Origin of the sequence: Streptomyces mirabilis (assembly GCF_018310535.1) — a bacterium.
In the GTDB taxonomy this organism is placed as follows: Bacteria; Actinomycetota; Actinomycetes; order Streptomycetales; family Streptomycetaceae; genus Streptomyces.
Genome location: NZ_CP074103.1, coordinates 314,008 through 334,587 on the forward strand (window position 1 = coordinate 314,008; position 20,580 = coordinate 334,587).

Annotated in this window: 24 protein-coding genes; 20 read left to right on the plus strand and 4 right to left on the minus strand. The window is 68.3% G+C overall.

Annotated features, from left to right (window positions below):
* Positions 1-247 precede the first annotated feature (247 nt).
* Together trpA and SMIR_RS42095 are read left to right on the plus strand one after the other, a co-directional pair.
* The gene (gene trpA / locus SMIR_RS42090) at positions 248-751 is read left to right on the plus strand and encodes a tryptophan synthase subunit alpha (RefSeq protein ID WP_212728749.1); all 504 of its coding nucleotides are present in this window, start codon (positions 248-250) and stop codon (positions 749-751) included.
* Between the two features lie 198 nt (positions 752-949).
* The gene (locus tag SMIR_RS42095; RefSeq protein WP_024127122.1) at positions 950-1,612 is read left to right on the plus strand and encodes a GNAT family N-acetyltransferase; all 663 of its coding nucleotides are present in this window, start codon (positions 950-952) and stop codon (positions 1,610-1,612) included.
* A gap of 258 nt (positions 1,613-1,870) precedes the next feature.
* Here SMIR_RS42095 and SMIR_RS42100 read toward each other — a convergent pair whose 3' ends face one another.
* Both SMIR_RS42100 and SMIR_RS42105 read right to left on the minus strand, forming a co-directional pair.
* On the minus strand, positions 1,871-2,107 hold the full coding sequence (locus SMIR_RS42100; protein ID WP_006379209.1) for a DUF397 domain-containing protein: 237 nt from the start codon (positions 2,105-2,107) through the stop codon (positions 1,871-1,873).
* A complete protein-coding gene (locus SMIR_RS42105; protein ID WP_006379119.1) occupies positions 2,107-3,012 on the minus strand; it encodes a helix-turn-helix domain-containing protein in 906 nt (301 codons plus the stop codon). Before SMIR_RS42105 ends, SMIR_RS42100 begins: the two co-directional genes overlap by 1 nt.
* 198 nt (positions 3,013-3,210) lie before the next feature.
* Here SMIR_RS42105 and SMIR_RS42110 point away from each other — a divergent pair, with 198 nt between their 5' ends.
* The 5 genes from SMIR_RS42110 to SMIR_RS42130 all read left to right on the plus strand — a co-directional run bounded on the left by SMIR_RS42110 (position 3,211) and on the right by SMIR_RS42130 (position 8,448).
* Positions 3,211-4,707, plus strand: a complete 1,497-nt coding sequence (locus tag SMIR_RS42110; RefSeq protein WP_212728750.1) for a transcriptional regulator, XRE family protein — start codon at positions 3,211-3,213, stop codon at positions 4,705-4,707.
* 55 nt (positions 4,708-4,762) lie between these two features.
* Positions 4,763-5,767: an asparaginase gene (locus SMIR_RS42115; RefSeq protein WP_212728751.1), complete on the plus strand. Its 1,005-nt coding sequence runs from the start codon at positions 4,763-4,765 to the stop codon at positions 5,765-5,767.
* A 27-nt stretch (positions 5,768-5,794) separates the two neighbouring features.
* Positions 5,795-6,259 carry a PPC domain-containing DNA-binding protein gene (locus tag SMIR_RS42120; protein ID WP_006378560.1) on the plus strand — a complete coding sequence of 155 codons (465 nt, stop codon included), beginning with the start codon at positions 5,795-5,797 and terminating at the stop codon, positions 6,257-6,259.
* 85 nt (positions 6,260-6,344) lie between these two features.
* Positions 6,345-7,694 (plus strand): NsdA family TPR-like regulatory protein, encoded by a 1,350-nt coding sequence (locus tag SMIR_RS42125; RefSeq protein WP_006378694.1) that lies wholly within the window; start codon positions 6,345-6,347, stop codon positions 7,692-7,694.
* Positions 7,695-7,710: 16 nt separating this feature from the next.
* Positions 7,711-8,448, plus strand: a complete 738-nt coding sequence (locus tag SMIR_RS42130; protein WP_006379247.1) for a 2'-5' RNA ligase family protein — start codon at positions 7,711-7,713, stop codon at positions 8,446-8,448.
* Between the two features lie 46 nt (positions 8,449-8,494).
* On the opposite strand, the gene SMIR_RS42135 is transcribed toward SMIR_RS42130, so the two are convergent.
* Positions 8,495-9,499 carry an aldo/keto reductase gene (locus SMIR_RS42135; protein WP_006379101.1) on the minus strand — a complete coding sequence of 335 codons (1,005 nt, stop codon included), beginning with the start codon at positions 9,497-9,499 and terminating at the stop codon, positions 8,495-8,497.
* Positions 9,499-9,951, minus strand: coding sequence for an ATP-binding protein (locus SMIR_RS42140; protein ID WP_190148959.1), 453 nt, complete (start codon positions 9,949-9,951; stop codon positions 9,499-9,501). Before SMIR_RS42140 ends, SMIR_RS42135 begins: the two co-directional genes overlap by 1 nt.
* A 574-nt stretch (positions 9,952-10,525) precedes the next feature.
* Here SMIR_RS42140 and SMIR_RS42145 point away from each other — a divergent pair.
* The 13 genes from SMIR_RS42145 (at position 10,526) to SMIR_RS42205 (ending at position 20,570) form a co-directional block, all read left to right on the plus strand.
* Positions 10,526-10,879: a hypothetical protein gene (locus SMIR_RS42145; RefSeq protein WP_229878022.1), complete on the plus strand. Its 354-nt coding sequence runs from the start codon at positions 10,526-10,528 to the stop codon at positions 10,877-10,879.
* Between the two features lie 285 nt (positions 10,880-11,164).
* Positions 11,165-11,464 (plus strand): helix-turn-helix domain-containing protein, encoded by a 300-nt coding sequence (locus SMIR_RS42150; protein WP_006378966.1) that lies wholly within the window; start codon positions 11,165-11,167, stop codon positions 11,462-11,464.
* Positions 11,465-11,670: 206 nt separating this feature from the next.
* Positions 11,671-11,991, plus strand: coding sequence for a hypothetical protein (locus SMIR_RS42155; RefSeq protein WP_212728752.1), 321 nt, complete (start codon positions 11,671-11,673; stop codon positions 11,989-11,991).
* Between the two features lie 108 nt (positions 11,992-12,099).
* Positions 12,100-12,291 (plus strand): DUF5999 family protein, encoded by a 192-nt coding sequence (locus SMIR_RS42160; protein ID WP_006378574.1) that lies wholly within the window; start codon positions 12,100-12,102, stop codon positions 12,289-12,291.
* Positions 12,288-12,926 (plus strand): hypothetical protein, encoded by a 639-nt coding sequence (locus SMIR_RS42165; protein ID WP_212728753.1) that lies wholly within the window; start codon positions 12,288-12,290, stop codon positions 12,924-12,926. Before SMIR_RS42160 ends, SMIR_RS42165 begins: the two co-directional genes overlap by 4 nt.
* A 171-nt stretch (positions 12,927-13,097) precedes the next feature.
* Positions 13,098-14,921, plus strand: coding sequence for a glycoside hydrolase family 15 protein (locus SMIR_RS42170; RefSeq protein ID WP_212728754.1), 1,824 nt, complete (start codon positions 13,098-13,100; stop codon positions 14,919-14,921).
* Positions 14,918-15,412, plus strand: a complete 495-nt coding sequence (locus SMIR_RS42175) for a hypothetical protein (protein WP_212728755.1) — start codon at positions 14,918-14,920, stop codon at positions 15,410-15,412. The genes SMIR_RS42170 and SMIR_RS42175 overlap by 4 nt, the downstream gene beginning before the upstream one ends.
* The gene (locus SMIR_RS42180) at positions 15,394-16,728 is read left to right on the plus strand and encodes a histidine kinase (protein WP_212728756.1); all 1,335 of its coding nucleotides are present in this window, start codon (positions 15,394-15,396) and stop codon (positions 16,726-16,728) included. Before SMIR_RS42175 ends, SMIR_RS42180 begins: the two co-directional genes overlap by 19 nt.
* On the plus strand, positions 16,721-17,158 hold the full coding sequence (locus tag SMIR_RS42185; protein ID WP_249938710.1) for a roadblock/LC7 domain-containing protein: 438 nt from the start codon (positions 16,721-16,723) through the stop codon (positions 17,156-17,158). The genes SMIR_RS42180 and SMIR_RS42185 overlap by 8 nt, the downstream gene beginning before the upstream one ends.
* A 26-nt stretch (positions 17,159-17,184) precedes the next feature.
* Positions 17,185-17,511 (plus strand): DUF742 domain-containing protein, encoded by a 327-nt coding sequence (locus SMIR_RS42190; protein WP_212728929.1) that lies wholly within the window; start codon positions 17,185-17,187, stop codon positions 17,509-17,511.
* Positions 17,492-18,091 (plus strand): GTP-binding protein, encoded by a 600-nt coding sequence (locus SMIR_RS42195; RefSeq protein ID WP_212728757.1) that lies wholly within the window; start codon positions 17,492-17,494, stop codon positions 18,089-18,091. The genes SMIR_RS42190 and SMIR_RS42195 overlap by 20 nt, the downstream gene beginning before the upstream one ends.
* Positions 18,088-19,338: a cytochrome P450 family protein gene (locus SMIR_RS42200; protein WP_212728758.1), complete on the plus strand. Its 1,251-nt coding sequence runs from the start codon at positions 18,088-18,090 to the stop codon at positions 19,336-19,338. The genes SMIR_RS42195 and SMIR_RS42200 overlap by 4 nt, the downstream gene beginning before the upstream one ends.
* Positions 19,335-20,570: a cytochrome P450 family protein gene (locus tag SMIR_RS42205; RefSeq protein WP_212728759.1), complete on the plus strand. Its 1,236-nt coding sequence runs from the start codon at positions 19,335-19,337 to the stop codon at positions 20,568-20,570. Before SMIR_RS42200 ends, SMIR_RS42205 begins: the two co-directional genes overlap by 4 nt.
* Positions 20,571-20,580 lie beyond the last annotated feature (10 nt).

Below are 20,580 nucleotides of genomic sequence, written 5' to 3' on the forward strand. Positions count from 1 at the left end.
GGCGTCCGGATGTTGCGTACGCAGCGTCGGTCTCCCTGGTCTCGGCTTCCAGGGTGCCGGCAATGGCGCGCAGACGGCGGGCGAGGTGGGTTTGATCAGGCACGCCGCTCTGGTCGGCAGGCCGGGCACGAAGGTTACGAACGAGCAACGGTTCCCGGCTATCACTGAGACACTCGCCCGCTCAGGCCGTAGGCGATCAAGATGGTGCCCCACCTAGATGTTGGTGAGACAGGAGGGGATCTGAGACATGCGAGCTGTTCATAACGCGACCCGTTTCGCCCAGCGACTCGCTGCCGCTGGCGGGACCGGCGTGATCATCCCCGACCTGCCCGTCGAAGAGGCCACCGACTGGTTGAGCGCCGCCCACGAACACCACTTGGACGCCGTGTTCGTCGTCGCCCCGAACGCCACCGATCAACGCCTGGCCCGCGTGTGCGCCGCCGCCAGCGGCATGGTCTACGCCCCTGCGACGGCCGGCGTCACCGGAGGCCAAGGCCCACTTCACCCCGGCCTGCGCACCTTCGTCGGCCGCCTGCGCACCCTCACCAACCTCCCCGTCGGCGTCGGCATCGGCGTCTCCACCCCGGAGCAGGCGGCCTGCGTCGGCTCCTACGCCGACGCGGTCATTGTCGGATCCGCATTCATCCGCGCCATCGAGGCCACCCCTGGGCCGGCTGGCGCCCACCAGGCCGCCGTCCTCGCCCAGCGCCTCGCCGACGGGCTGCGCCGAGCCGTGCCTACCGCGGCCTGAGCGGACTTCAGCCGGGTTGGGACCTGCCTGTTAAGAGCGCTTTCCGGGCATCCCTCCACGTACCGGCATGGTTCATCAAGCGTTTCGAAGTGCTCTGGCGGGAAAGTTGTAGCTACCAGGAAGTAGGCCTTTAAGGTTCCGCCCAGCACATCAACTTGTTGACCCGCTCGTGGACGAGCACACACAGGAGCGGACCGCATGCTCGCAATGCGCCCGGCTACGCCGGAAGACCAACCCCGCCTCGCCCTGATGATCCAGGCCCGCTCCGACTGGATGAAGGACAAGCAGCTCCCGAGCTGGCGCAGCTGGGGAAAACACGTCCACGAGCTGGCCGGCAACTGCACCAGGCACCCGAGCGAGATGTGGGTCCTCACCGAAGACGACCGGATCCTGGGCTGCACTACGGTCCTCCGAACCGCGGCACCCTGGACCTGGACCGCCGACGAAGCGGCCGAGACTGCCTACTATCTGAACGGCACCGTCACCGACCCCGCTGTACGGCACCGCAAACTCGGCACACTCATTGCCGATTGGGCCGTCGACCACGCAGCCCGTGCAGGCATCAGCCACGTCCGCCGCGACTGCAGCTCTGCAGCCCTCGCCGCGTACTACCAGCAGCAGAACTTTCGACTCATCCGTAGTGTGGCGACCCTCGGCGGCCACACTACGTACGCTCTAGAGCGGAAGGCCGAGCGAGTACCCTCTCTCGCCGGATGGCTCATCACCAGCGAATCTTCAGCCGTGATTTCCAGGAGTCTGCGAAATGCCCTATCAGGGGCTGCGCGATCAAATGCTGCCGAGGCCCGGCGGCTCTTCACGAATTCGCTTCGCCGGCCAGCCGAGGCGCCAGCCATTATCTAGACTGCGCGAGTCCTGAAATTTCGCCGCGCATGGGCTCCCGTTAGTCAGTCCTGCCGTGCAGCATGAACGGCCTTTCTCCCTCAGGACCGTCGGCGCCGGGGGCTGGGGGGCGGCCCGACCAACAAGACGACCCCTATCGCTATCGAACACACCAAAGCGGCGGGTCGCCCGACCGGAACGAGCCCGCCGCTGTCGCCACAGTTCTGCGTCGACCTTCTCAGCGTCCGATTTGTAGCGTGATCGCCTGGAAGTTGGGGTCTACAAGCCGAGCAGGAAGTCGAACTCACCGTCCTTCGCCCCCAGCAGCCAGGCCTTGGCCTCGCCGGGGGTGTAGACGTGCGGGAGGCGATCCGGGTTCTTCGAATCGCCCACCAGGACGAACCCGTCCTGCGTGCCGACCCTGACGCAGTCGCCCCCGCCACCGCTGTGCGAGGACACCACCCACTCCACGGCCGACAGGTCGAACTCGGAGGGGGCGGGCTTGCTCTTGCTCACTACTTCTCCTTGATCATTTCCTCGATGAGGACGCGCGTGTCAGCAGGGCTCAGAGCCCGCTTCCATAGATCGGTGAATACCTCGTCGTAGTAGGCCACGTCATCGGGTTGGTCGAAGTAGACCGACCTCTTCGCGAGCTCGCACCAGACAACGTCCCTGGACGCCTCGTCGAACCCCATTAGAACGAACGGCCCAGCAAGGCCTGGGTGGCTCCCGATACTGTCCGGCAGCACGCGGATTTCAATCTTCTCCTCCTGCGACACACGCAGGAGGCGCTCGAGCTGCCCGTGCCGGACCTCTTCGTCGCCCACCTTGCGACGCAACGCCCCCTGTTCGAGCAATGCCTGGAACTCGCGAAGCGGACTCCCGCCGAAGACCTGCTGTTGCCGATCCATACGGACGTCGACGAGACCGCGGACATCCGCTGCACTGAGTTCGGGGCGCATGCTCGCGATGGCATGTCGTGCGTAGAGATCAGTTTGGACAAGACCCGGCGTCAGGTGCGGTTGATAGTTCCGGATCCGCGACGCGCGCCGCTCCAGTTGGAGGTACCCCTCGAACTTCATCGGTCCGAGTAGCGCTGCGTGGCGTCGCCAAAGCGCCGGCCGACGTCGGCGACCGGCTGGAGTCGTGTCCACGCTCAGCAAGCCGAGCACATACCGTCGCGTCTCGGGTTCGGCCCCGTACAGGTCGAGCAGGCCCTCTACGAGGTCGCTCGGCAGTGTCTTCTGCCTGCCGTTCTCGATCTTGCTCAACGTGGAGACGTTGGTCCTGATGCTGCGTTCTCGCATGAGGAGTTCGACGGTCGCGCCCTGCGTCAGGTCGCGGCGCTCTCTCAACTCCTCCAGCCGACTGCCCACTTCGCTGTGCGTGAGTGACCAGGGGGCCTCGTTCGCATCCGCCATGGTGGCCAGTGTGGCGGTCGGTCCGGCTTGCGACAACCAATTCTATGAAGAAAATTTCTAGGTTGTGTTGCGCAGGACACAGATGGAGGAGCATCCTGACCGAGGTCACGATCTGTGTTGTTGGTGTCGCGCCGTGTGGGATGTGTCCGCTCCACCGTGAGAGCCGCGCTCCGTAGCTGTTCGAGGAGGGCCGTGTTGATGCCCCACCCCAGCTTGTTCCACGTCATGCTCGTGGAGCGCCGGTGGGACCAGTGGAGCGCGTTCTGTCTTCAGTTCGAGCGCGCAGCCCGTGATCTGGCGGGGGAGCTGGGCAAACCGAGGCTGGCCAGTGTCACGGTGTCGCGGAAGAGTTTCCACCGGTGGGCGAAGGGCGACTGGTATGGACGGCCCTGGCCCGACACCGCTCTGATCCTCGAACATCTCTTCAAGGTCCCGGCAGCCGATCTGTTCAGCCCAGCACCGGCTCTCATCCCATCAAGCGCTTCTGTGCCCGAGGGCGAGGCTCTGCGCGCCTCCGTGTTCGTCGCAGAGCAGTGGCCCACGAGCCGGTTCTTCATGGCGCCCGGTGAAACGGTCGGCGGGTGGGAACTGGCCGGTCGGCAGACACTGGACGGCACGACAGCGGCTGTCGCCTTCCGCGCCGCCACTGGTGACGGTTGCCTCGCCCACCTCGACGCTGGCGACGCGGGAGCGTTGTACGAATTCCTCCGACCAGCCCGTCGCGGCTTCCTCATCGGCGTTGACGACCGGGAGTCGCCGCAGCTCTTCGTCGTCGACGCCGCGATCGCCCGCCGTGACAGAGCGGCATCGGCCGGGCAAGGCGCGTTAGCCCTGCCGAAAGGTCACTTACTGGATGACCTCACGTACGGCTTGGTGTGGTCCCTCGTGCAGTTGGACGACGGACTCCTGGCCGACGACTTCGCTCTTGAGCAGGAGCAGAAGGTACTGGAGACGTACCTCGATCTCCCGCGATCGGCTCCCAGTCGCAGGACCGTTCCTGACCTCACGAAGGCAGGTGCCCAATGGCTCGGATCCACCTACTGTGCCCGCCACATCATGCGGCGGCTGGAGGGCCTGACGGAACCCCCGGCGTTCTGGACCCGTGAGCAGACGGGCGAGCAAGCCGCCGCGTGGCTGTGGCTCAGGCACAAGACTGACTACCTCCAGACCATCTCGGCGCGCTATGCCGGCTCCGCCCCGCTCTCCCGCGCCTTCTGCATTCCCGAGACCGAGGTGAGCCGCAGCGGCAGGTACGAGCGGATCCTTCTGCTGCTGGCCATCGCGCTAATGGAACTGCACGGGGTTCGTGTGGATGTGCTGTCCAAGCCTGAGTACTCCCACGTCGACGGCTTCGCCTTGGTCCCGGGGCAGCGAGCCGTGGTGGCCAACTGGGCGCGGACAGACGAGGAGATCTGGGCTGTCGACACCGTCACACGGCGGCCAGCCCTGCGGGAGTACAGCGAGGCCCTCGGCGAAGCGCGGGAGCACAGCGTGATGCAGGGCCCCGACCCGGAAGTCCGGCTCCGCTCCATGGCCGGATACCTGGACATCGACTGGGTGTGGCTGGTCGAGCGGTCCCGTGAGATGCGCGAATGCGGCACGGCGAGCATCGTCCGCCCGCGCAGCCGGCACCTGACCGCGGAATCCCTCGACGAGGTGTTCGCCTTCCTCGCCTCTCTTGCCCCGGACCGCTGAGAAGTCCGACGCTGCTTCCGCACTCCTTGATCCGCTTCTTCGAAAGGTAGCCCTCATGGACCCCAGCCCTAGGGCCCAGCTCCCCTCCGCTCTGGTTCTCTCCCTTGGCGGCACTATCGCGATGGCGGCCCCGGGAGCAGGACACGGCGGCGTAGCGCCCCGGTTGACCGCCGAGGACCTCGTCGCCGCGGTTCCGGAGCTCGCCGAGGAGGCCGAGCTGGAGCTGCGGGACTTCCGAAAGATCCCCGGAGCGTGGCTGGAGATCGACGACATCGCCGCTGTCGCCGAGCTGCTCAACAAGCAGGCCGCGGAAGGGACGACCGGATTTGTGATCACCCAAGGGACCGACACCCTGGAGGAGGTTGCCTACCTTCTCGACCTGCTGTACGAGGGGGCGGCGCCCGTCGTGGTTACCGGCGCCATGCGCCACGCGCAGATGGCCGGGGCCGACGGTCCGGCCAACGTCCTCGCCGCGGTGCGCACCGCCGTCAGCCCCGAAGCGCGCGAGATGGGTGTCCTCGTCGCCTTCGCCGACGAACTGCACGCCGCCCGCCACGTCCAGAAGATTCACAGCACCAGCCCGTCGGCCTTCTCCTCGCCCGGGGCTGGCCCGGTCGGATTCCTGATCGAAGGCCGGCCGCGGTTCCAGTTCGCCCTGCCGCGACAGCCGCGCGTCGAGCTGCCCCTGATCCGCCCCGCCTCCGTCGAGGTGATCGAAGCCACGCTCGGAAGTGAGGGCGCCTTCCTCGACGCAGCGAGCTCCCTGGACGGCCTGGTCGTCGCGGCCTTCGGCGCTGGCCACGTACCCCGGACGTGGGCTCCGCGGCTGGGCAACTTGGCCTCCCGCTTCCCGGTCGTCCTCACCTCAAGGACGGGGGCGGGGAGCGTCCTTACCGGCACTTACGACTTCGGCCCGGGCTCCGAGACCGACCTCCTGGGCCGTGGCCTGATCAACGGCGGCCGGCTTGAGCCGCGTAAGGCCCGGCTGCTTCTGCTGGCGCTGCTGCGCTCCGGCGCCGATCAGACCACGATCCAGGCCGCTTTCGCGGCGCACCGCTGACCCACCGAGACCCACGATCGGATCATCATGCGCGCCACCGAGATCACCGTCGGCCGGACGTTCGCCGTCGTCTTCGAGCACGGTGAGGACTTCTACGAGTCCCTGGACCGCTTCTGTCGCGAGGCCGGCGTCCGGGCGGGCCACCTCACCTTCATCGGCGGCTTCAGTCATGCCCGGCTGGTGGGGACCTGCGAGCCCTTGGAGCACCCAGAGCGCCCGCTGTGGAAAGAGGTCGAAGTCGAGACCCTGGAGGTCCTTGGGAGCGGGACGCTCGCCTGGGACCCCGACCAGGAGCGAGTCGCCCCACACATCCACATCTCGGCAGGGCTCAAGGCGGACTCCGCCGACGGACGCACCAGCCATCTGCAAGGCGGGACAGTGCAGTTCCTTGCCGAGGTCGTCATCGAAGAGTGGACTGCCCCGGAGGTAACCCGCCCACGTGACCCCGGCCTGTACGACGTGCCCCTGCTCACGTTCGGCCGGACGGACTGACGCCCTGGCCGACGCGGCCAGTACGCCAGGACCTGGCCAGCGGAGCACATGCATTCATCCGGAGCCCACCTGAAGGGGACGGCAGGTGCACACCACCACACGATTCGCCCTCCTGGTGCAAGAACGGCACTGGGACTCGTACGAGGTCTTCTGCATCCGCTTCGCCAAAGCGGCGGCGCGAGCGGCCGAGAAGGAGAACAACCCGCGGCTCGCACGCACCGACATTGCCCGCAGTACCTACGCCCGCTGGATGGGGCGCAAGGGTGCGATCTCAAGCACCCCCCGCCGTGATGCCGCCCTCGTCCTTCAGCACATGTTCAACATGTCGCCCGAGCGGCTCTTCGAACCCATCGACGCCAGCTCCTGGAGCTCAGGGCACCGCAGCACCGCCCCTGTCGCGCCCGCGGATCCCCCCGGATTCGACGACCCTCTGACCATCGTGAGCCAGACTCACAGGCTGACCAGCTCCAACGCCGACGACCCCGTCCTCGGCATGGTGAGGGGAACGATCGCCAGCATCGTGGCCCGGTACGAAACGCTCGGGCCCCAGCATCTGGCAGGGGAAGCCAGGATCATCCGCGAGACGCTGCACGGCATCCTCGCCGGCCACCAACCGCCCCGTACGAGGACGGAACTCTTCCGGCTTGCATCACAGGCCTCGGGACTTCTCGGATACATGGCCGTCAACGCCGGCGCCCGCTACGAGGTGGTCGACGCCTACTGCTCGGAAGCGGAGACCTTGGCCCGGGAGGTCGGCGAGGTGGCCATGGAGATGTGGGCGAACGGCACCCGCTCGCTCGGCCTCTACTACCAGAAGCGTTATGCGGACGCTGACGACGCCGCTTCCGCGGGTATCGCCCTCGCCCCGGGCCACCCCCAGGCCATCAGACTGCTGGTCAACGGCCGTGCCCGGGCGCTCGCGCGCATCGGCGATCGCGCAGGAGCTGAAGCAGCCATCGGGCACGCCCTCGAACTCTCAGACCGCCAGACGTCACTCCCCGACGGCCTCACCTCGTGCATCAGCTTCGAGCCCTACTCCATGGCGCGCTCCCTCGCCAACGCCATCACCACACGGCTGTCCCTCGGGGACACCGCGGAGGTCCTGGCCCACGCCGACCAGATCGAAGAGCTGATCGAGCATTCACAGTCAGAGTGGAGCCGTGCCCTGGTCGGACTGGATGTGGCATCCGCGCTGCTGAAGCAGGGCTCGCCCGAGATCGAGCACGCCATGGCGCGGGGCCGCCGCGCCCTGAGATCAGGCACCGGTCGGCCAATCAAATCCGTCTGGGAGAGGGCGGTCGAGCTCTACCAGAACGCCGAGCGGTGGCACGACGAAGCTGAGGTAGGGGACTATGCCGAGGAACTGCGGACTTGGCAGTCACAACCGCAGGTCGGTCTGATCGCCGTCGGCTGGGCGTCGCAGATCGCACCCTGACCCTCCGAGGAGCTACGTGTCGCCCGAGCTGGACACCGATCCCAGCGCCTTTCCCAGCGCGCCGCCTGCCAGCCTCGACGATCCCGAAGTGATCGTCGAGCACGACTGGCGGGCGTTCCAGCGGGTCGAGCGCATGGCCGATCACTGGGACCGGCCCGGGTGGTCGGATCGGCAGCGCAAGTACTACTGGATGCACACGTTCCCGGACCCCGGCCAGTTGCTGCAGCGGACGGAACACTGCCAACGGGCTCTGCAGCACCTGGGCATGGATCCTGTCCCCGCCGACGGTCTGCACGTGACCCTGCTGCGCGTGGGCGCAGTCGACCAGGTATCGACCGCGCAGGTGGAGCACCTGCTCGACTTGACGCAGGAGCTGCCCGTCAGCGCTTTCCACGGCCTCGCTCACCCTCTGGCCGGCTCACGGGGCGCCGTCCGTTTCAGCCTCACGCCCTGGAAACCGCTGGTCCGCCTCCACGCCGCCCTTCACGCTGTGGGAAAGCAGGCCGGCGTCCCCGGCGGCGCTCCGACGACGGCGTTCCGCCCGCATCTGGGTATCGCCTACAGCAACCAGGAGCGATCCGCGCCCGCGGTCATCGACGCCGTCGAACCTCTGCGGTCTCTCCCGCCGGTGCCGCTGCACTTCACGACCGTGGATCTCGTGGAACTGCGGCGCCAGGACAGAACCTACCGCTGGAGGACCATCCGCTCGGTTCCCCTGCCCTCCTCCGCAACCTCGCGGACTACGCTCGCCTAGAAGGTGATCGCACAATGGACGGCAACGGCCCGGCAGCGCTGGCCCATCACAGTCCGGTGCCGGCCGCCAGCCTCTCCTTCGGCTTCGGGTGCATCTGCGCGCGGACTCGGGCGTACGCGTCGTCGAGCAGCCGCAGCTCGACGGCCGTGAGGACGGGTCCGGAAAGAGACCCGAAGCTCTCTTCGAGCTGAGCCTCACTGGTGAAGCCGACGACCGTGGCACAGTGGCCGGCGCGCTGAACGCCAGACAGCAACGCGAGCCGGGTCAGCGTTCCCGGAGTGTCACCGAATCTGGCGTACAGCGACTCAAGCCCACAGGGTGCCTTCTCGGCGCCGGCCGGAGCGAGAGCGTTCCGGAGACCCAGGGCCTTCGGCGCCGCGAGGATCACGCCGACCCCGTGGCGTGCCGTGAAGGCGAAGAGGTCTTCGCCTTCCAGCGTGATGGTCGGCGTCAGGGCGTTGCATCGAGTCCAGATGACGTTCGGTCTGATGAGCCGGAAGAGGTGGAGGAATCGCTCGGCGCAGGCGGCGCGTTCGGCGGGAGTCGCTTCGGCGGGCGTGTATGGCCCCCGCATTCCGATGGCCTTGATGGCGCCGACTTCCCGCAGGGTGTGCATCTGATCGATTGCGGTGCCCAGGTAGCGGTCTTGAGGGCCGAAGTCCCACGAGTCCAGGGTGTAGAGGTCCAGCTCCTCGGCGTAGAGGTTCTCCAGTGTCTGCTGCAGCTGGTGGTGGATGTGCCGGTCGGCGTAGGCGTGCGGCGCGGAGCCTCGGATCTTCCCGACCTTGCTGCTGATCAGGAAAGTCTGATCCGGATACTCCCTCAGCAGGCGCCCCAGCATTCGTTCGGCCCGCCCGGCTCCGTAGGAGTCCGCTGCGTCGAAGAGGTTGGCGCCGAGCTCCACGGCGCGGCGCAGGCCGTCGAGGAAGGGACCATCGTCCTCGCCGCGGGTGGGGCTCCCCGCCAGTCCGACGGCGCCGAGGTTGACGCCCAGGGGATGAGCTAAGAGGCCCTGTCCCAGATGACGACTCATGGTGTCCAAGTCGGTCATCAGCGAGATCCTTCCCGCGTCAGCACAGCGATGACGATCTTTCCGTTCGCGGTTTCCTCGACCGACCAGGTGTTGGCGAGGTTCTGGACGATGAACAATCCGCGTCCGCATGTGGCCGCGGTGTCCGGCTCCACGGACGAGTTGCGCGGGTGTGAGGGGAGGACGCCGGTGTCATGACCCAGGTCGACGACGCCCAGCGCCGTGCCAAGTTCGTAGACCTCGATCCTTATGAGGACCGCGCCGCGGCCGTGCTTGACGGCGTTGGCAATGAGTTCACTTGCGACCAGCTTGGCGTCATCGAGCTGTCCCTCGTCGACATCGTCCAGGAAGCTGGTGAGCGCAACGCGTGCGGTGCGTTGCGGGGCCGGAAGTCCTGCAAGCTCGACATCGCAGTGGTCTAGCAGATTTCCGAGGCTCTGGTCATGGACCAGCTCGGCGGTAGTCGGAGGCAACCTCGTCTCCTCGTGATCGAGACGCCCTGCGGCGCGGCCGGAATCGACCCACCTCCACCGTGACGGAACACGGCAGGCATCGGTACGCCAAACCGCGGCCACTTCTGTGTCACTTCGCCCGCCGCCCGTCGCTGCGCCGCACCCATGACGATGGATAAAGCAGACCAAAACACCCTCGGTTTGTGCTCGTGCCGCGGGTGAAGTGGCCCACAAGTGGCCGCGGTTTGGCGTACCGCTGTCCCGCCGGTTCCGTCACCGTGGAGTGACGCCAGCGACCGCGGTCCCGGAGCCACCGGATCACGGGCCGCTGTCTGGGCGGTCAGCTCCTTCCCGGGCCGTCCAGATCGGTTCCGCGCACGCCTGACAGTCGTGGGACCTGTCCCTGTTCTGGTGCCGCGCCGGCCTCCCCCGCTACGGCACGGCACCAGAACCCCCTCTCACGATTCACCCGAGCGGTCTTCTCGTCTGGAGAGCAGTTCACATGAACTTACGGAGTCACCACCTGTGGCATGTCGCGATCGGTGAACCGCCGCCGGGTGCGCTCCCGCGAGCCCACGACACTGTGCGTGTGGGAATGGCTCTGGGGCTGCCCGCAATCGACGCCCTCGTGGCCGACGGCACGGGGGTTGGCCCGCTGAAGTACTGCCTCGGCCACCAAAGCCTTCTGGTGCCGGTGGAGGCCGGCACATTCCACCGGTGGGGGGCCGCCCACTCCGACTGCGTGCCCGGTACCAGGACCGGGCGGTGGGTCTGCGACGGGTACGGCGGCCGCGGCTGTACGGGCCTGTGGGTGACCCGGCCGGAGCCGGTAGCTGTGTCCACCACCCCGGCGGCTGCGCTGCACGAGGCGCTCAGCCGTACCAGGGACCGCATGCGGGCGCCGCGCGGAACGCCCGTCCCGCAGCGCCGGGAAGTCTGCCGTGCCTAGTCCTTGGCGGCCACGCCGACGGGCCTGGTGCCCCAACTACCAATGCCTGCGCGCGCTCACCTTCGCCCTCGTGCTGGTCACGATCGCCTACGCCGGATCCACGCCGAGGCTGCGGTGACCAGCACCGGACTGATCATCATCAGTCTGATCGTCGGAGCCATGGCCGTCCTCGTCGTCCGAGGACAGAGAACGAGCCGGCAGCCCCGGCCGGGGCCTACCGACACCCGGTCATCTGTGCCACGCGACCAGTCCTGAACCGCTCGGCCACACCACGCAAGGACGATCATGTTTGACCTCCTCTCACCGCCCACCGAAGTGCCCCAGGCACCTGCCGGGATCGTGTTGGGCGTGTACCTGCGCGGTCTGCGTGAGGCGAAGGGCACCACGCTGCAGGACGCGGCCCGCGTAGCGGGGGCGTCGGTCTCGGCTGTCAGCCGGTGGGAGCGCGCCGAGTACCCCATCCCACTCGGCGCATTGAGGACGCTGCTGCGCCACTTCGGCGTGACGGGGAAGCACGCCGACTACCTGGCGGTCCCCTCCCGCAACGGTCGCCTTGGCGCTTGGCCCACGGGGAGGTTGTCGTGATCACTCTCGTCCCGCCGATTCTCGGCGCCCTGTTCGGTGGCGACGTTCGCGCAGCCAGCTCGACCGGCCGACGGCCTGCGTCTCGGCTGTTTCGCCTCGGGCGGCCCCTACGTAGCGGCGGCGCCATCGTTGTACCCCTGATCGACCAGGTGCTGGGAGATCCCTCCCAACCTCTTCCCCGTTGCCAGGGCGAGGTCGACCAGATAGTGGCCGTATTCCGTGAGCATCTGCCGGCGCTGGCAGCGGGCGGGCCGCGTCGGCTCGCGCTCCTCGCCAGCGCCGCCCCGACCGACTACATGGGCTCGCGGGTGCACCTGATCCTGCTGGCCGAAACCGCACAACACCTCATAGCGCAGTCCGCAGTCGACCACCCCACGAGCGGGGCGCGCGCCGCCGCACGGCAGTACACCCCCGTGAACGCCGTACGCCAGCGCCCGCCCTCGGGCTCCGAGTCCTATCCCGAAGGCACCCGGTGCCACCCCGTCACCGCAGCCTCCGGAAGACCGGAGCGAGGCGCAGGGCCGTAGTGCTGCTGCCTCCCGGCTGCCGTGGTGAGTGCTCCCCCACGGCAGCCGGTCCCTCTGCCGGATAGCCAATCGCTCCTCCCCCAATGCCGATTCTTCCGAGGACTCACCATGTGCCAGCACAAGCCCACCTGTCCCTCCGCCGAGGCCGCGGACCGCGAGGCCGCCGTCGTGGTCGCGGCCCACCCGGAACAGGGCTGGAGCCGGTTGTGCAACGGTGTCCTCCTCTTCGAAGACACCGGCGAGATCCTTCCCAACGGCAAGATCGTCGCTCCGCACCGGTTGACGAGCGCCGCAGCATGAACAGGACCCAGCACGAACAAGGGGGTCTTCCGGTGCCGTACATCGCCGCGTGGAGCGGGGAAAATCACCGGACTCCCGCCGTGGTGCGTCACCCGAGCGGGCGAGGTATCGGCTTCGCGGGCGAGATGCCTTACGACCGCGACGCGGACGGGGTGCTGTGGGTCAGGCAGTCCATCGCCCCCGGATCGGGCCGAGCGCTGTTCCCGAAGGTCCACGTGCTTCGCCAACGGCGTGCGGTGAGCCGGATGCTGTGCCAAGTCTGCGGCGCCGACACCCTGGAGCAGGATCCGGAGCGGCAGCTCTTCGTTCTCAAGCAAGTCGGTCAGCCGGTGGCTGAGGGGGAGCTGACCACCGCTGCCCCAGTCTGCCCACCGTGTGCGCTCATCGCGGTCAAGCACTGCCCGCACCTGCGCGAACACGTGGCCGCCTGGGTCGAACGGCCGCTGGCCTGGGGTGTCGCCGGCATCCTCTACGACCCGCGGACACTGCTCATGGTCCCTGGTAAGGACGTCGTCAAGGTCTCCTACGAAGACCCCGCACTCCCCTGGCTGCTGGCGAGCCGTCAAGTGCTGTCGCTCCAGGGCTGCACCGCCGTCGATCTGAACGACCTTCGAGTGAAGGCTGTGGCTCGATGAACTCAGCGCTGCCGGCCGCGGCCGCTCGAAGCCGGCCCCGCCCTCCGTGCCTTCAGGTTTGTCGTTCGCGCGGGTCGTGGCGCTGAGCGAGCCCCTCCCGTACCCGCCCCTGTTCCCCACCTTGCCTCGCAAGACCTCGGGAGCACCCGCACCTATCGAGACGGATATTCCATGGCTGGGCGTATCGAGGACTACGCACTCATCGGAGACATGCAGACGGCCGCCCTGATCTGCCGGGACGGCAGCATCGACTGGCTCTGCTTGCCGCGCTTCGACTCCTCCTCTGTTTTCACCCGCCTCCTGGGAACCGGGGATCACGGCTACTGGCAGATCGGCCCCGCCCGCCCCGACGGCGCCCAGGCCCCGAATGCGGACCGACGCGGCTACCGCGGCGACGCCCTCATCCTCGAATCCGAGTGGGACACCCCGACCGGCAGCATCCGTGTCACTGACCTCATGCCTCCCCGTGACGGCCACAGCCCGCAGCTCATCCGGATCGTTGAAGGGATCAGCGGCACGGTTGAAGTCGCATCCGCCTGGTGCCCGCGCTTCGGATACGGAAAGCACCGGCCCTGGATCTACGAACATCAGGGCCGCACCGTTGCCATCGACGGGCCGGACGCCCTCTGGCTGGACGCCACGGTGGAGACTGTCCAAAAGGAAGACGCCCTGGTCAGCCACTTCACCGTCAGCGCCGGCGATACGGTGAATTTTGCCCTCAGCTGGCACTCCTCCCACCACCTCACGACACCGGAAATCCCGGATACCTGGGCTGCGTTGGAGGCCACCGAAGAGTTCTGGCGGGAGTGGGTCGCGCGGTGCACCTACGACGGCCCGTACCGTGATGCGGTCGTCCGCTCTTTGATCACGCTGAAGGCCATGACGTACGCGCCGACCGGCGCGATCGTCGCCGCCGTGACCACCTCTCTCCCCGAGACGATCGGCGGCGTACGCAACTGGGACTACCGCTACACCTGGCTCCGCGACGCTTCGATCACCCTGTCCGCCTTGCTGCGTACCGGCTACCGCGAGGAGGCCGAGGCGTGGCGGCAGTGGCTCCGGCGGGCCGTGGCCGGCAACCCTGACGACATTCAGATCATGTACTCGATCCTGGGCGAGCGGAATCTGCCCGAGCGGGAGTTGCCCTGGCTGCCCGGGTACGAGGGCTCCACGCCGGTTCGAGTAGGCAACGACGCTGCCGACCAACTCCAGCTCGATGTTCCCGGCGAGGTCATCGACACGCTGTATCTGGCCCATATGCACGGCATCGCCCGGTGCGAGCGCACCGCGACCCTGCACCTCGGGCTCGTCGACTACCTCAAGCGGCGCTGGCAGGAGCCGGATGACGGCATCTGGGAAGTGCGCGGCGGACGACGCCACTTCGTGCACTCCAAGATCATGGCCTGGGTCGCGGTCGACCGCACGGTGCGCCTGGTGGAGGCTGGCGTCCTCGACGCTGACCTGGCCGAGCTGGCCGAGCTCCGCGACGCCATCCACGCCGAGGTGTGCCAGAAGGGCTACGACTCCGAGCGGAACACGTTCACCCAGTCCTATGGATCCACCGAATTGGACGCGGCCCTGCTGCTGCTCCCGCGCACCGGGTTCCTCCCGCCGGACGACCCGCGGGTTATCGGCACGGTCGCCGCGGTACGCGGCGAGCTCTCGACGGACGATGGCCTGGTCCACCGCTATCCGACCGACGGCAACCAAGTGGGAGTCGACGGCCTTGCGGGTGACGAGGGGAGCTTCCTGCTCTGCTCCTTCTGGATGGTCGACGCCCTCGCGCTCACCGGCCAGCTGGAGGAAGCGCGGGCCCTGTTCGAGCAGCTGCTCGCGCTGTGCAATGACGTCGGCCTGCTCGCCGAGGAGTACGACGTGGCGTCCGGCCGCCAGCTGGGGAATTTCCCCCAGGCCTTCTCGATGATCGGCCTGATCGAGAGTGCCGTCCTGATGAGCGAGCTGGAGCGGACGGCTAGGCCGGTGATCGCCGCATGAACACGGTGCCCGCGATCGCGGACCTCTTCCCGGACACGATCACCGCCGACGCTCCGGTCGCTGTCGAGATCGGCCGCGACTGTGACACCGCGGCGATGCCCGAGCTGGCGGCACGCCGGATTCTCTCCCTGCTGGGTCACATCAACCCGCACCCGGTGGGCGCCTCGATGGCCCGCGGGAACGAGTGGGTACTGATCCTGCCGCCCCATTCCGGCCGCGGAATGTGCTGGCCCTGGCCGGTAGACCACCGCGACAGCGGAGTTCTGGCCGTGCCCCCGCTGAGCTCCGGCCCGGCCGAGGATCTCCACTGGGCCCGACTCGGCAACAACGAGGGCCGCGTCTACTCCGCGCCCCTGCCGCTGTATGCGTCCCTACCGCTGCTCACAGCACTTCGACCACAACCCGAAGCACGCCGCCTCAGCCTTGCCCCCGCTCGTTCACAGTCGACCCCCACTTCGCGCGAGGACCTCACATGCTCGATTCGCTGGTGACCGCGACCGCACTGCTCGGTGGCGGATTCGCCACCACATCGATGGGCCTCATAGTGCAGGCCCGCAGAAAGCGGGCCCTGGCCGCCCGGGTCACACCCCTGGAAGCCCAGCGGGATTCCGCGCTCGCATACGCCGCCGCGATGGAGGCGGAATCGAAGCATTTCGCTGAGGTGCGGATGCCCGCGTTGGTGGACGCCCTCGCCCGCGGACACCGTGGCGTGCCGGTGCCCGGACTCAGCCAGGAGCGTCTCGCCGGCAGTCCCATCGACCACGGCCATCAGACCGTGATGGGGCTGCTCCAGGAGGCCCTCACGGTCACCCGCGATCAGATCGGGCTCTCCGCGCGGTCCTCAGTGCGGGACATCATCGACGAGGCGCAGACGCACCTGCACCGCTGCCAGATGAACGTCGTCGAAGAGATGGACCGCTACCCCCAGGGCACGACGTATCACCAGAGCCTGATGGGCTTCGACCACCTGGTCACCCAGGCCCTGCACACGCTCCAGCGCACGCGCATCCTGGCCGGTTCGTGGCCCGGTCTGCAGCGTGCGGACTGCACCTTCGGCGAGGTCGTCGAATCCGCGCGGGGCCGGATCAACGCCTATCTGCGGGTGAGTTACACCTACGAGCCCGGCAGCGGCGAGACCTGGCTCGAAGGCCGTGTCGTCGAGCCGGTCACGGTGGCGCTCACCGAGCTGCTGTCCAACGCCACCGCGTACTCCGACGGCAAGGTCTTCGTCGAGGTGCAGGCGTTCCAGACGGGGTTCTGCATCGTCGTCGACGACGGCGGCCTGAACATGAACGCCTATCAGCGTGAGGAGGCCGCCCGGAAGTTGTCGCGGCACACCGTGCTGGACGTGACGGCTCTGGAGGACACGCGCCAGCTCGGGTTCGCCGTCATCGGCCGCCTCGCCGGCGAGTACGGCTTCGCCGCCGATGTCACCAGTACGTCCCCGTACGGCGGCGTGCGGGCCGTCCTTCGCATCCCGCGGGAACTCTTCGGACACGGTCCGACCGCAGAGGAGACCCAGGCGGAGCGCCGAGCAGCGGCCACTCGGGCCACAGGCCACGCCTCGGCCTCACCGACCGAGGCTCCCCCGGAAGGGGGCCAGGCCGACCGACAGGGTGAGCCGTCGGACGGCAGTGTCCTGCCGCAGCGGCGCAGGCGCTCGCCCCGTCCCACAGCCCCCGTAGCCACCGGCGCGCCAGCGCCTGCCGAGGACCCGGAGGCGTTCACGCAGGGCTTTGCCCACCTGGCGGAGACCATCCGCGACCACGAGTCCAGCCCCACCGAAGGAGAGCAGTTCCGTGCCTGACCAGCAGCCCACCGCCGACACCCACGACATGTCCTGGGTCCTCAACCGTCTCGCGGAGGAGAAGGGCGTTCTGCACGCCGTCCTCTTCAGCTCCGACGGCATGGTGCTGGCCCACTCGGACGGCGTCCACCGCGATGTGGCCGACCGAGCTGGGGCCAGTTCCTCGAGCATCTTCTCTCTCGGCCGCTCCATCGCCGAGCTCGCCGAAGCGAACGAGGACGAGGACACCCCCCGCAAGGTCATCATCGACCTGCCGAACCGCTGCATCCTCGTCTTCGGAGCCGGGCACAACACCGCGCTGGCTGTATCCGTCACCGCGGAGATGACCGCGCCCGAAGTGGCCGTCGCCTCCGGGGCGACGATCAAGGCCATCAAGGGCCTGGCTCCCGCGCTGTCCGCCCGGGAGCGGACAGCGTACGGAACGTCGTGACCCCCCGCGGCCGGCGGCGCGCCGGGATGGTGCGGCCCTACACCCCGACCGGGGGAAGGGCCGCGCCCACCCGCCGCACCCTGGACCTGGCCACTCTGCTGATCGCCGACCCGGACAAGCCGCTGCACGGCCTGGACGCACACTCCCGCCGGCTGATGCAGCACTGCCTGCCCGGAGTGCTGTCGCTGGCCGAGGTCAGCGCCGACCTGCAACTCCCGGCCGCTGTGACGAAGGTGCTGGTCTCCTCCCTCGTCGACAGCAGCCACCTCGTCAGCCGTGACCCCGTACCCGCCGCTCAGCAGCACGACAGACAGCTGCTGGAGAGGATCCGCAATGCGCTCATCGACCTCTGAGGGCAACTACCTGGCGCCCGGTGTCAGCCACTCGGTGAAGATCGTCGTGCTGGGCCCATTCGCCGTCGGCAAGACCACGTTCGTCGGTGCGGTCTCCGAGATCAGGCCCACGTCAACCGAGGAACGGATGACGAAAGCCGGCGAGATCGTCGACACGCTGCGCGGGTTGTCGGACAAGAACACCACCACGGTCGCGCTCGACTTCGGCCGCCTGACCCTGACCGACGACATCGTGCTCTACATGTTCGGCGGCCCCGGTCAGCCGCGGTTCGACTACATGATCGACGAGCTGATGCAGGGCGCCCTCGGTGGCGTCGTCCTGGTCGACACGGCGCGCATCACCGAGTCCTGGGACGCCATGGGGCGCATGGAAGAAGCCGATCTGCCCTACGTGGTCGCGGTCAATACCTTCGCGGCCTCCCCCCACTACAGCGAAGCCGAACTGCGCAAGGCCCTGGACCTCCACCCGTCCACGCCCCTCGTCGAGTGCGACGTACGGGAAAAGAGCTCGGCGAAGGCTCCGCTGATAGCACTCGTCTCCCACCTGCTGTCCCGTCCCAGCCTGGAGCCCGCCTCATGACATCGCCGCCCCCGCTCTCCGCGAGCGGCTGCCCCATGCTGCACGGGGCCGCTTTCGCCGCCCAGCCTCAAGCCACCTACGACCAACTGCGCAGCCAGGGACCCGTCGGCTGGGCCGAGATCGCCCCCACCGTCCACGCCCTGGTCGTCACACAGCACCGCGCCGCCGTCACCCTCCTGAATGACACGCGCACGTACTCCAAGGACTCCCGCCGCTGGGCAGCCCTGGCCAACGGCGAAGTTCCGGGCGACAGCCCCGTGCTGGGCATGATGGCCTGGCGTCCCTCGGTCCTCTACACCGACGACCAGGAGCACGCCCGCCTGCGCTGGGCGATGGACGACTGCATCGCCCGCATCAGCCCCCACTGGCTCAGGGAGATCACTCAACGCAGCGCCCTGACGCTGATCGCCCGGATCATCGGGGACGGCCAGGCCGACATCATGAGCGACTTCGCCGACATCCTCCCCATGCTGGTGTTCGCCGAACTCCTGGGATGCCCGCCCGAGAAGTCCACCCGCATGGTGCGCGCGTGCCAGGACCTCATCAGCGCCGGCCCCGAAGCGGCCCAGGGCGCAGCCGACTTCGCAGGACTCCTGTACGAGCTCATCCAGATTCGCCGCGCCCAGCCCGGCCAGGACCTCACCTCCTGGATGATCAACCACGCCGCCGCCCTGACGGACGAGGAAGCACTCAACCAGCTGTTCTGCGCCGTCGGCGCCGGCATCATCCCCGCCGCCGCGTGCACCGCCTGGACCCTTCACCTGCTCCTGCGCGACGACGACTACGCCGGCAACCTCGCCGCCGGAACTCTCACCGTGCGCCGCGCCCTGGAGAAGGCACTGTGGCAGCGCCCGCCGATGGCGAACTTCTCCGTCCACTTCGCCCGCCACGACACCTACCTCCACGGGGCGTACGTGCAGGCAGGGACCCCTGTTCTCATCTCCCACGCGGCAGCGAACACCGACCCGGCGCTCCCCGACGACCTCGGGTACGACAACCGCAGCCACCTCGCCTGGTCGGCGGGCCCGCACCGCTGCCCCGCGATCTCCCAGGCGACCACGATCGTCCAGACCGGTGTCGAGACCGTTCTGGACCAGCTCTGGGACATGGAGCTGATCTCCACCGACCCGGAACCCCTCCTGCGGCACGGCCCTTTCCACCAGTGCCCGCAGACGATGCCCGTCAGGTTCCGGCCCAAGTCGCAAGACCGTCTTCCCACCGCCGCTCTCGCAGGAGGTTCCTCGTGACCAGCACCCCCGCCCGGACCGCGACCGTGACACTCGACAGCAGCGGCGGCCGCCGCCTGTTCGCCCAGGCCGACGAGCTTCGGGCGGCCGGCCCGGCCGTCCGGGTCCGCATGCCGGAAGATGTCCCCGCCTGGTCGGTCACCCGCGGAGACGTCGCCAAGCGGCTCCTCACCCATCCCCATGTCTCCAAGGACGCCCGCAAGTCCTGGCCCTCCCACACCCCGGGTTCCATACCGTGGCTCTACGCCTGGGTCGACGTCGTCTCGATGTTCACCTCCGACGGCGACGACCACAAACGCCTGCGCCAACTGGTCAGCCGCGCCTTCACCCCCGGGCGGGTCGAAGCGATGCGCCCGGTCCTCCAGGCCATCGTCACCGACCTCCTCGACACCCTGGCCCACCAGGACCAGACCGCGCCCGTCGATCTGCGCACCCACTTCTCCTACCGGGTGCCCACACGCCTGATCTGCGACCTCTTCGGAGTTCCCGCCGATCAGCGCCCCGAGATGCTCCGCGTCATCGACTCCGTCCTCGCCACCGACGTCACTGCGGAGCAGGCCGAAGCGACCAAGCACGACCTCTACCAGGCCATGCAGACACTCATCGACGTCAAACGGGCCACCCCCGGCGAGGACATGACCAGCCTGCTGCTGGCCGCCCATGAGGAAGACGGTGACCGGCTCAGCCACATCGAGCTGATCTCGACCCTGATCCTGATGATCGGGGCGGGCAGCGAGACCGCCGTCGCCCTCATCAACGCCGCCGTACGCGAGCTCCTCAACCACCCGGACCAGCTGGCGACCGTTCTGGCCGACCCCCGGCGCTGGCGCGACGTCATCGAGGAAGCCCTCCGCCTCCACCCGCCGATCATGCACCTGCCCCTGCGCTACGCCACCAAGGACATCGACCTCGGCGAGGGCGTCATCATCGAGGAAGGCGACGCCATCCTGATCGGCTTCGGCGCCCACGGCCGCGACCCGGGCGTCCACGACGATCCCGAGGCCTTCCGCATCGACCGGGACGACAAGGACCACATGGCCTTCGGCCACGGCATCCACTACTGCCTGGGTGCCCCGCTGGCCAAGCTCGAAGCCGAGGTAGCGCTCCCGGCCCTGTTCGAGCGGTTCCCCCAGATCGCCCTGGCCTGCAAGGTCGAGGACCTCGAGCCGCAGCGCTCCTTCATCGGCACCGACGTCACCGCGCTGCCCGTCGTGCTGCACGCCTCGGCGTAGAAGCGGCGCC

Bases quoted from the DNA above. Each gene is read 5' to 3' on its own strand.
- trpA (WP_212728749.1), top strand. From the start codon at position 248: ATGCGAGCTGTTCATAACGCGACCCGTTTCGCCCAGCGACTCGCTGCC.
- SMIR_RS42095 (WP_024127122.1), top strand. From the start codon at position 950: ATGCTCGCAATGCGCCCGGCTACGCCGGAAGACCAACCCCGCCTCGCC.
- SMIR_RS42105 (WP_006379119.1), bottom strand. From the start codon at position 3,012: ATGGCGGATGCGAACGAGGCCCCCTGGTCACTCACGCACAGCGAAGTG.
- SMIR_RS42110 (WP_212728750.1), top strand. From the start codon at position 3,211: ATGCCCCACCCCAGCTTGTTCCACGTCATGCTCGTGGAGCGCCGGTGG.
- SMIR_RS42115 (WP_212728751.1), top strand. From the start codon at position 4,763: ATGGACCCCAGCCCTAGGGCCCAGCTCCCCTCCGCTCTGGTTCTCTCC.
- SMIR_RS42120 (WP_006378560.1), top strand. From the start codon at position 5,795: ATGCGCGCCACCGAGATCACCGTCGGCCGGACGTTCGCCGTCGTCTTC.
- SMIR_RS42135 (WP_006379101.1), bottom strand. From the start codon at position 9,499: ATGACCGACTTGGACACCATGAGTCGTCATCTGGGACAGGGCCTCTTA.
- SMIR_RS42145 (WP_229878022.1), top strand. From the start codon at position 10,526: ATGGCTCTGGGGCTGCCCGCAATCGACGCCCTCGTGGCCGACGGCACG.
- SMIR_RS42150 (WP_006378966.1), top strand. From the start codon at position 11,165: ATGTTTGACCTCCTCTCACCGCCCACCGAAGTGCCCCAGGCACCTGCC.
- SMIR_RS42160 (WP_006378574.1), top strand. From the start codon at position 12,100: ATGTGCCAGCACAAGCCCACCTGTCCCTCCGCCGAGGCCGCGGACCGC.
- SMIR_RS42165 (WP_212728753.1), top strand. From the start codon at position 12,288: ATGAACAGGACCCAGCACGAACAAGGGGGTCTTCCGGTGCCGTACATC.
- SMIR_RS42170 (WP_212728754.1), top strand. From the start codon at position 13,098: ATGGCTGGGCGTATCGAGGACTACGCACTCATCGGAGACATGCAGACG.
- SMIR_RS42175 (WP_212728755.1), top strand. From the start codon at position 14,918: ATGAACACGGTGCCCGCGATCGCGGACCTCTTCCCGGACACGATCACC.
- SMIR_RS42180 (WP_212728756.1), top strand. From the start codon at position 15,394: ATGCTCGATTCGCTGGTGACCGCGACCGCACTGCTCGGTGGCGGATTC.
- SMIR_RS42190 (WP_212728929.1), top strand. From the start codon at position 17,185: ATGGTGCGGCCCTACACCCCGACCGGGGGAAGGGCCGCGCCCACCCGC.
- SMIR_RS42195 (WP_212728757.1), top strand. From the start codon at position 17,492: ATGCGCTCATCGACCTCTGAGGGCAACTACCTGGCGCCCGGTGTCAGC.
- SMIR_RS42200 (WP_212728758.1), top strand. From the start codon at position 18,088: ATGACATCGCCGCCCCCGCTCTCCGCGAGCGGCTGCCCCATGCTGCAC.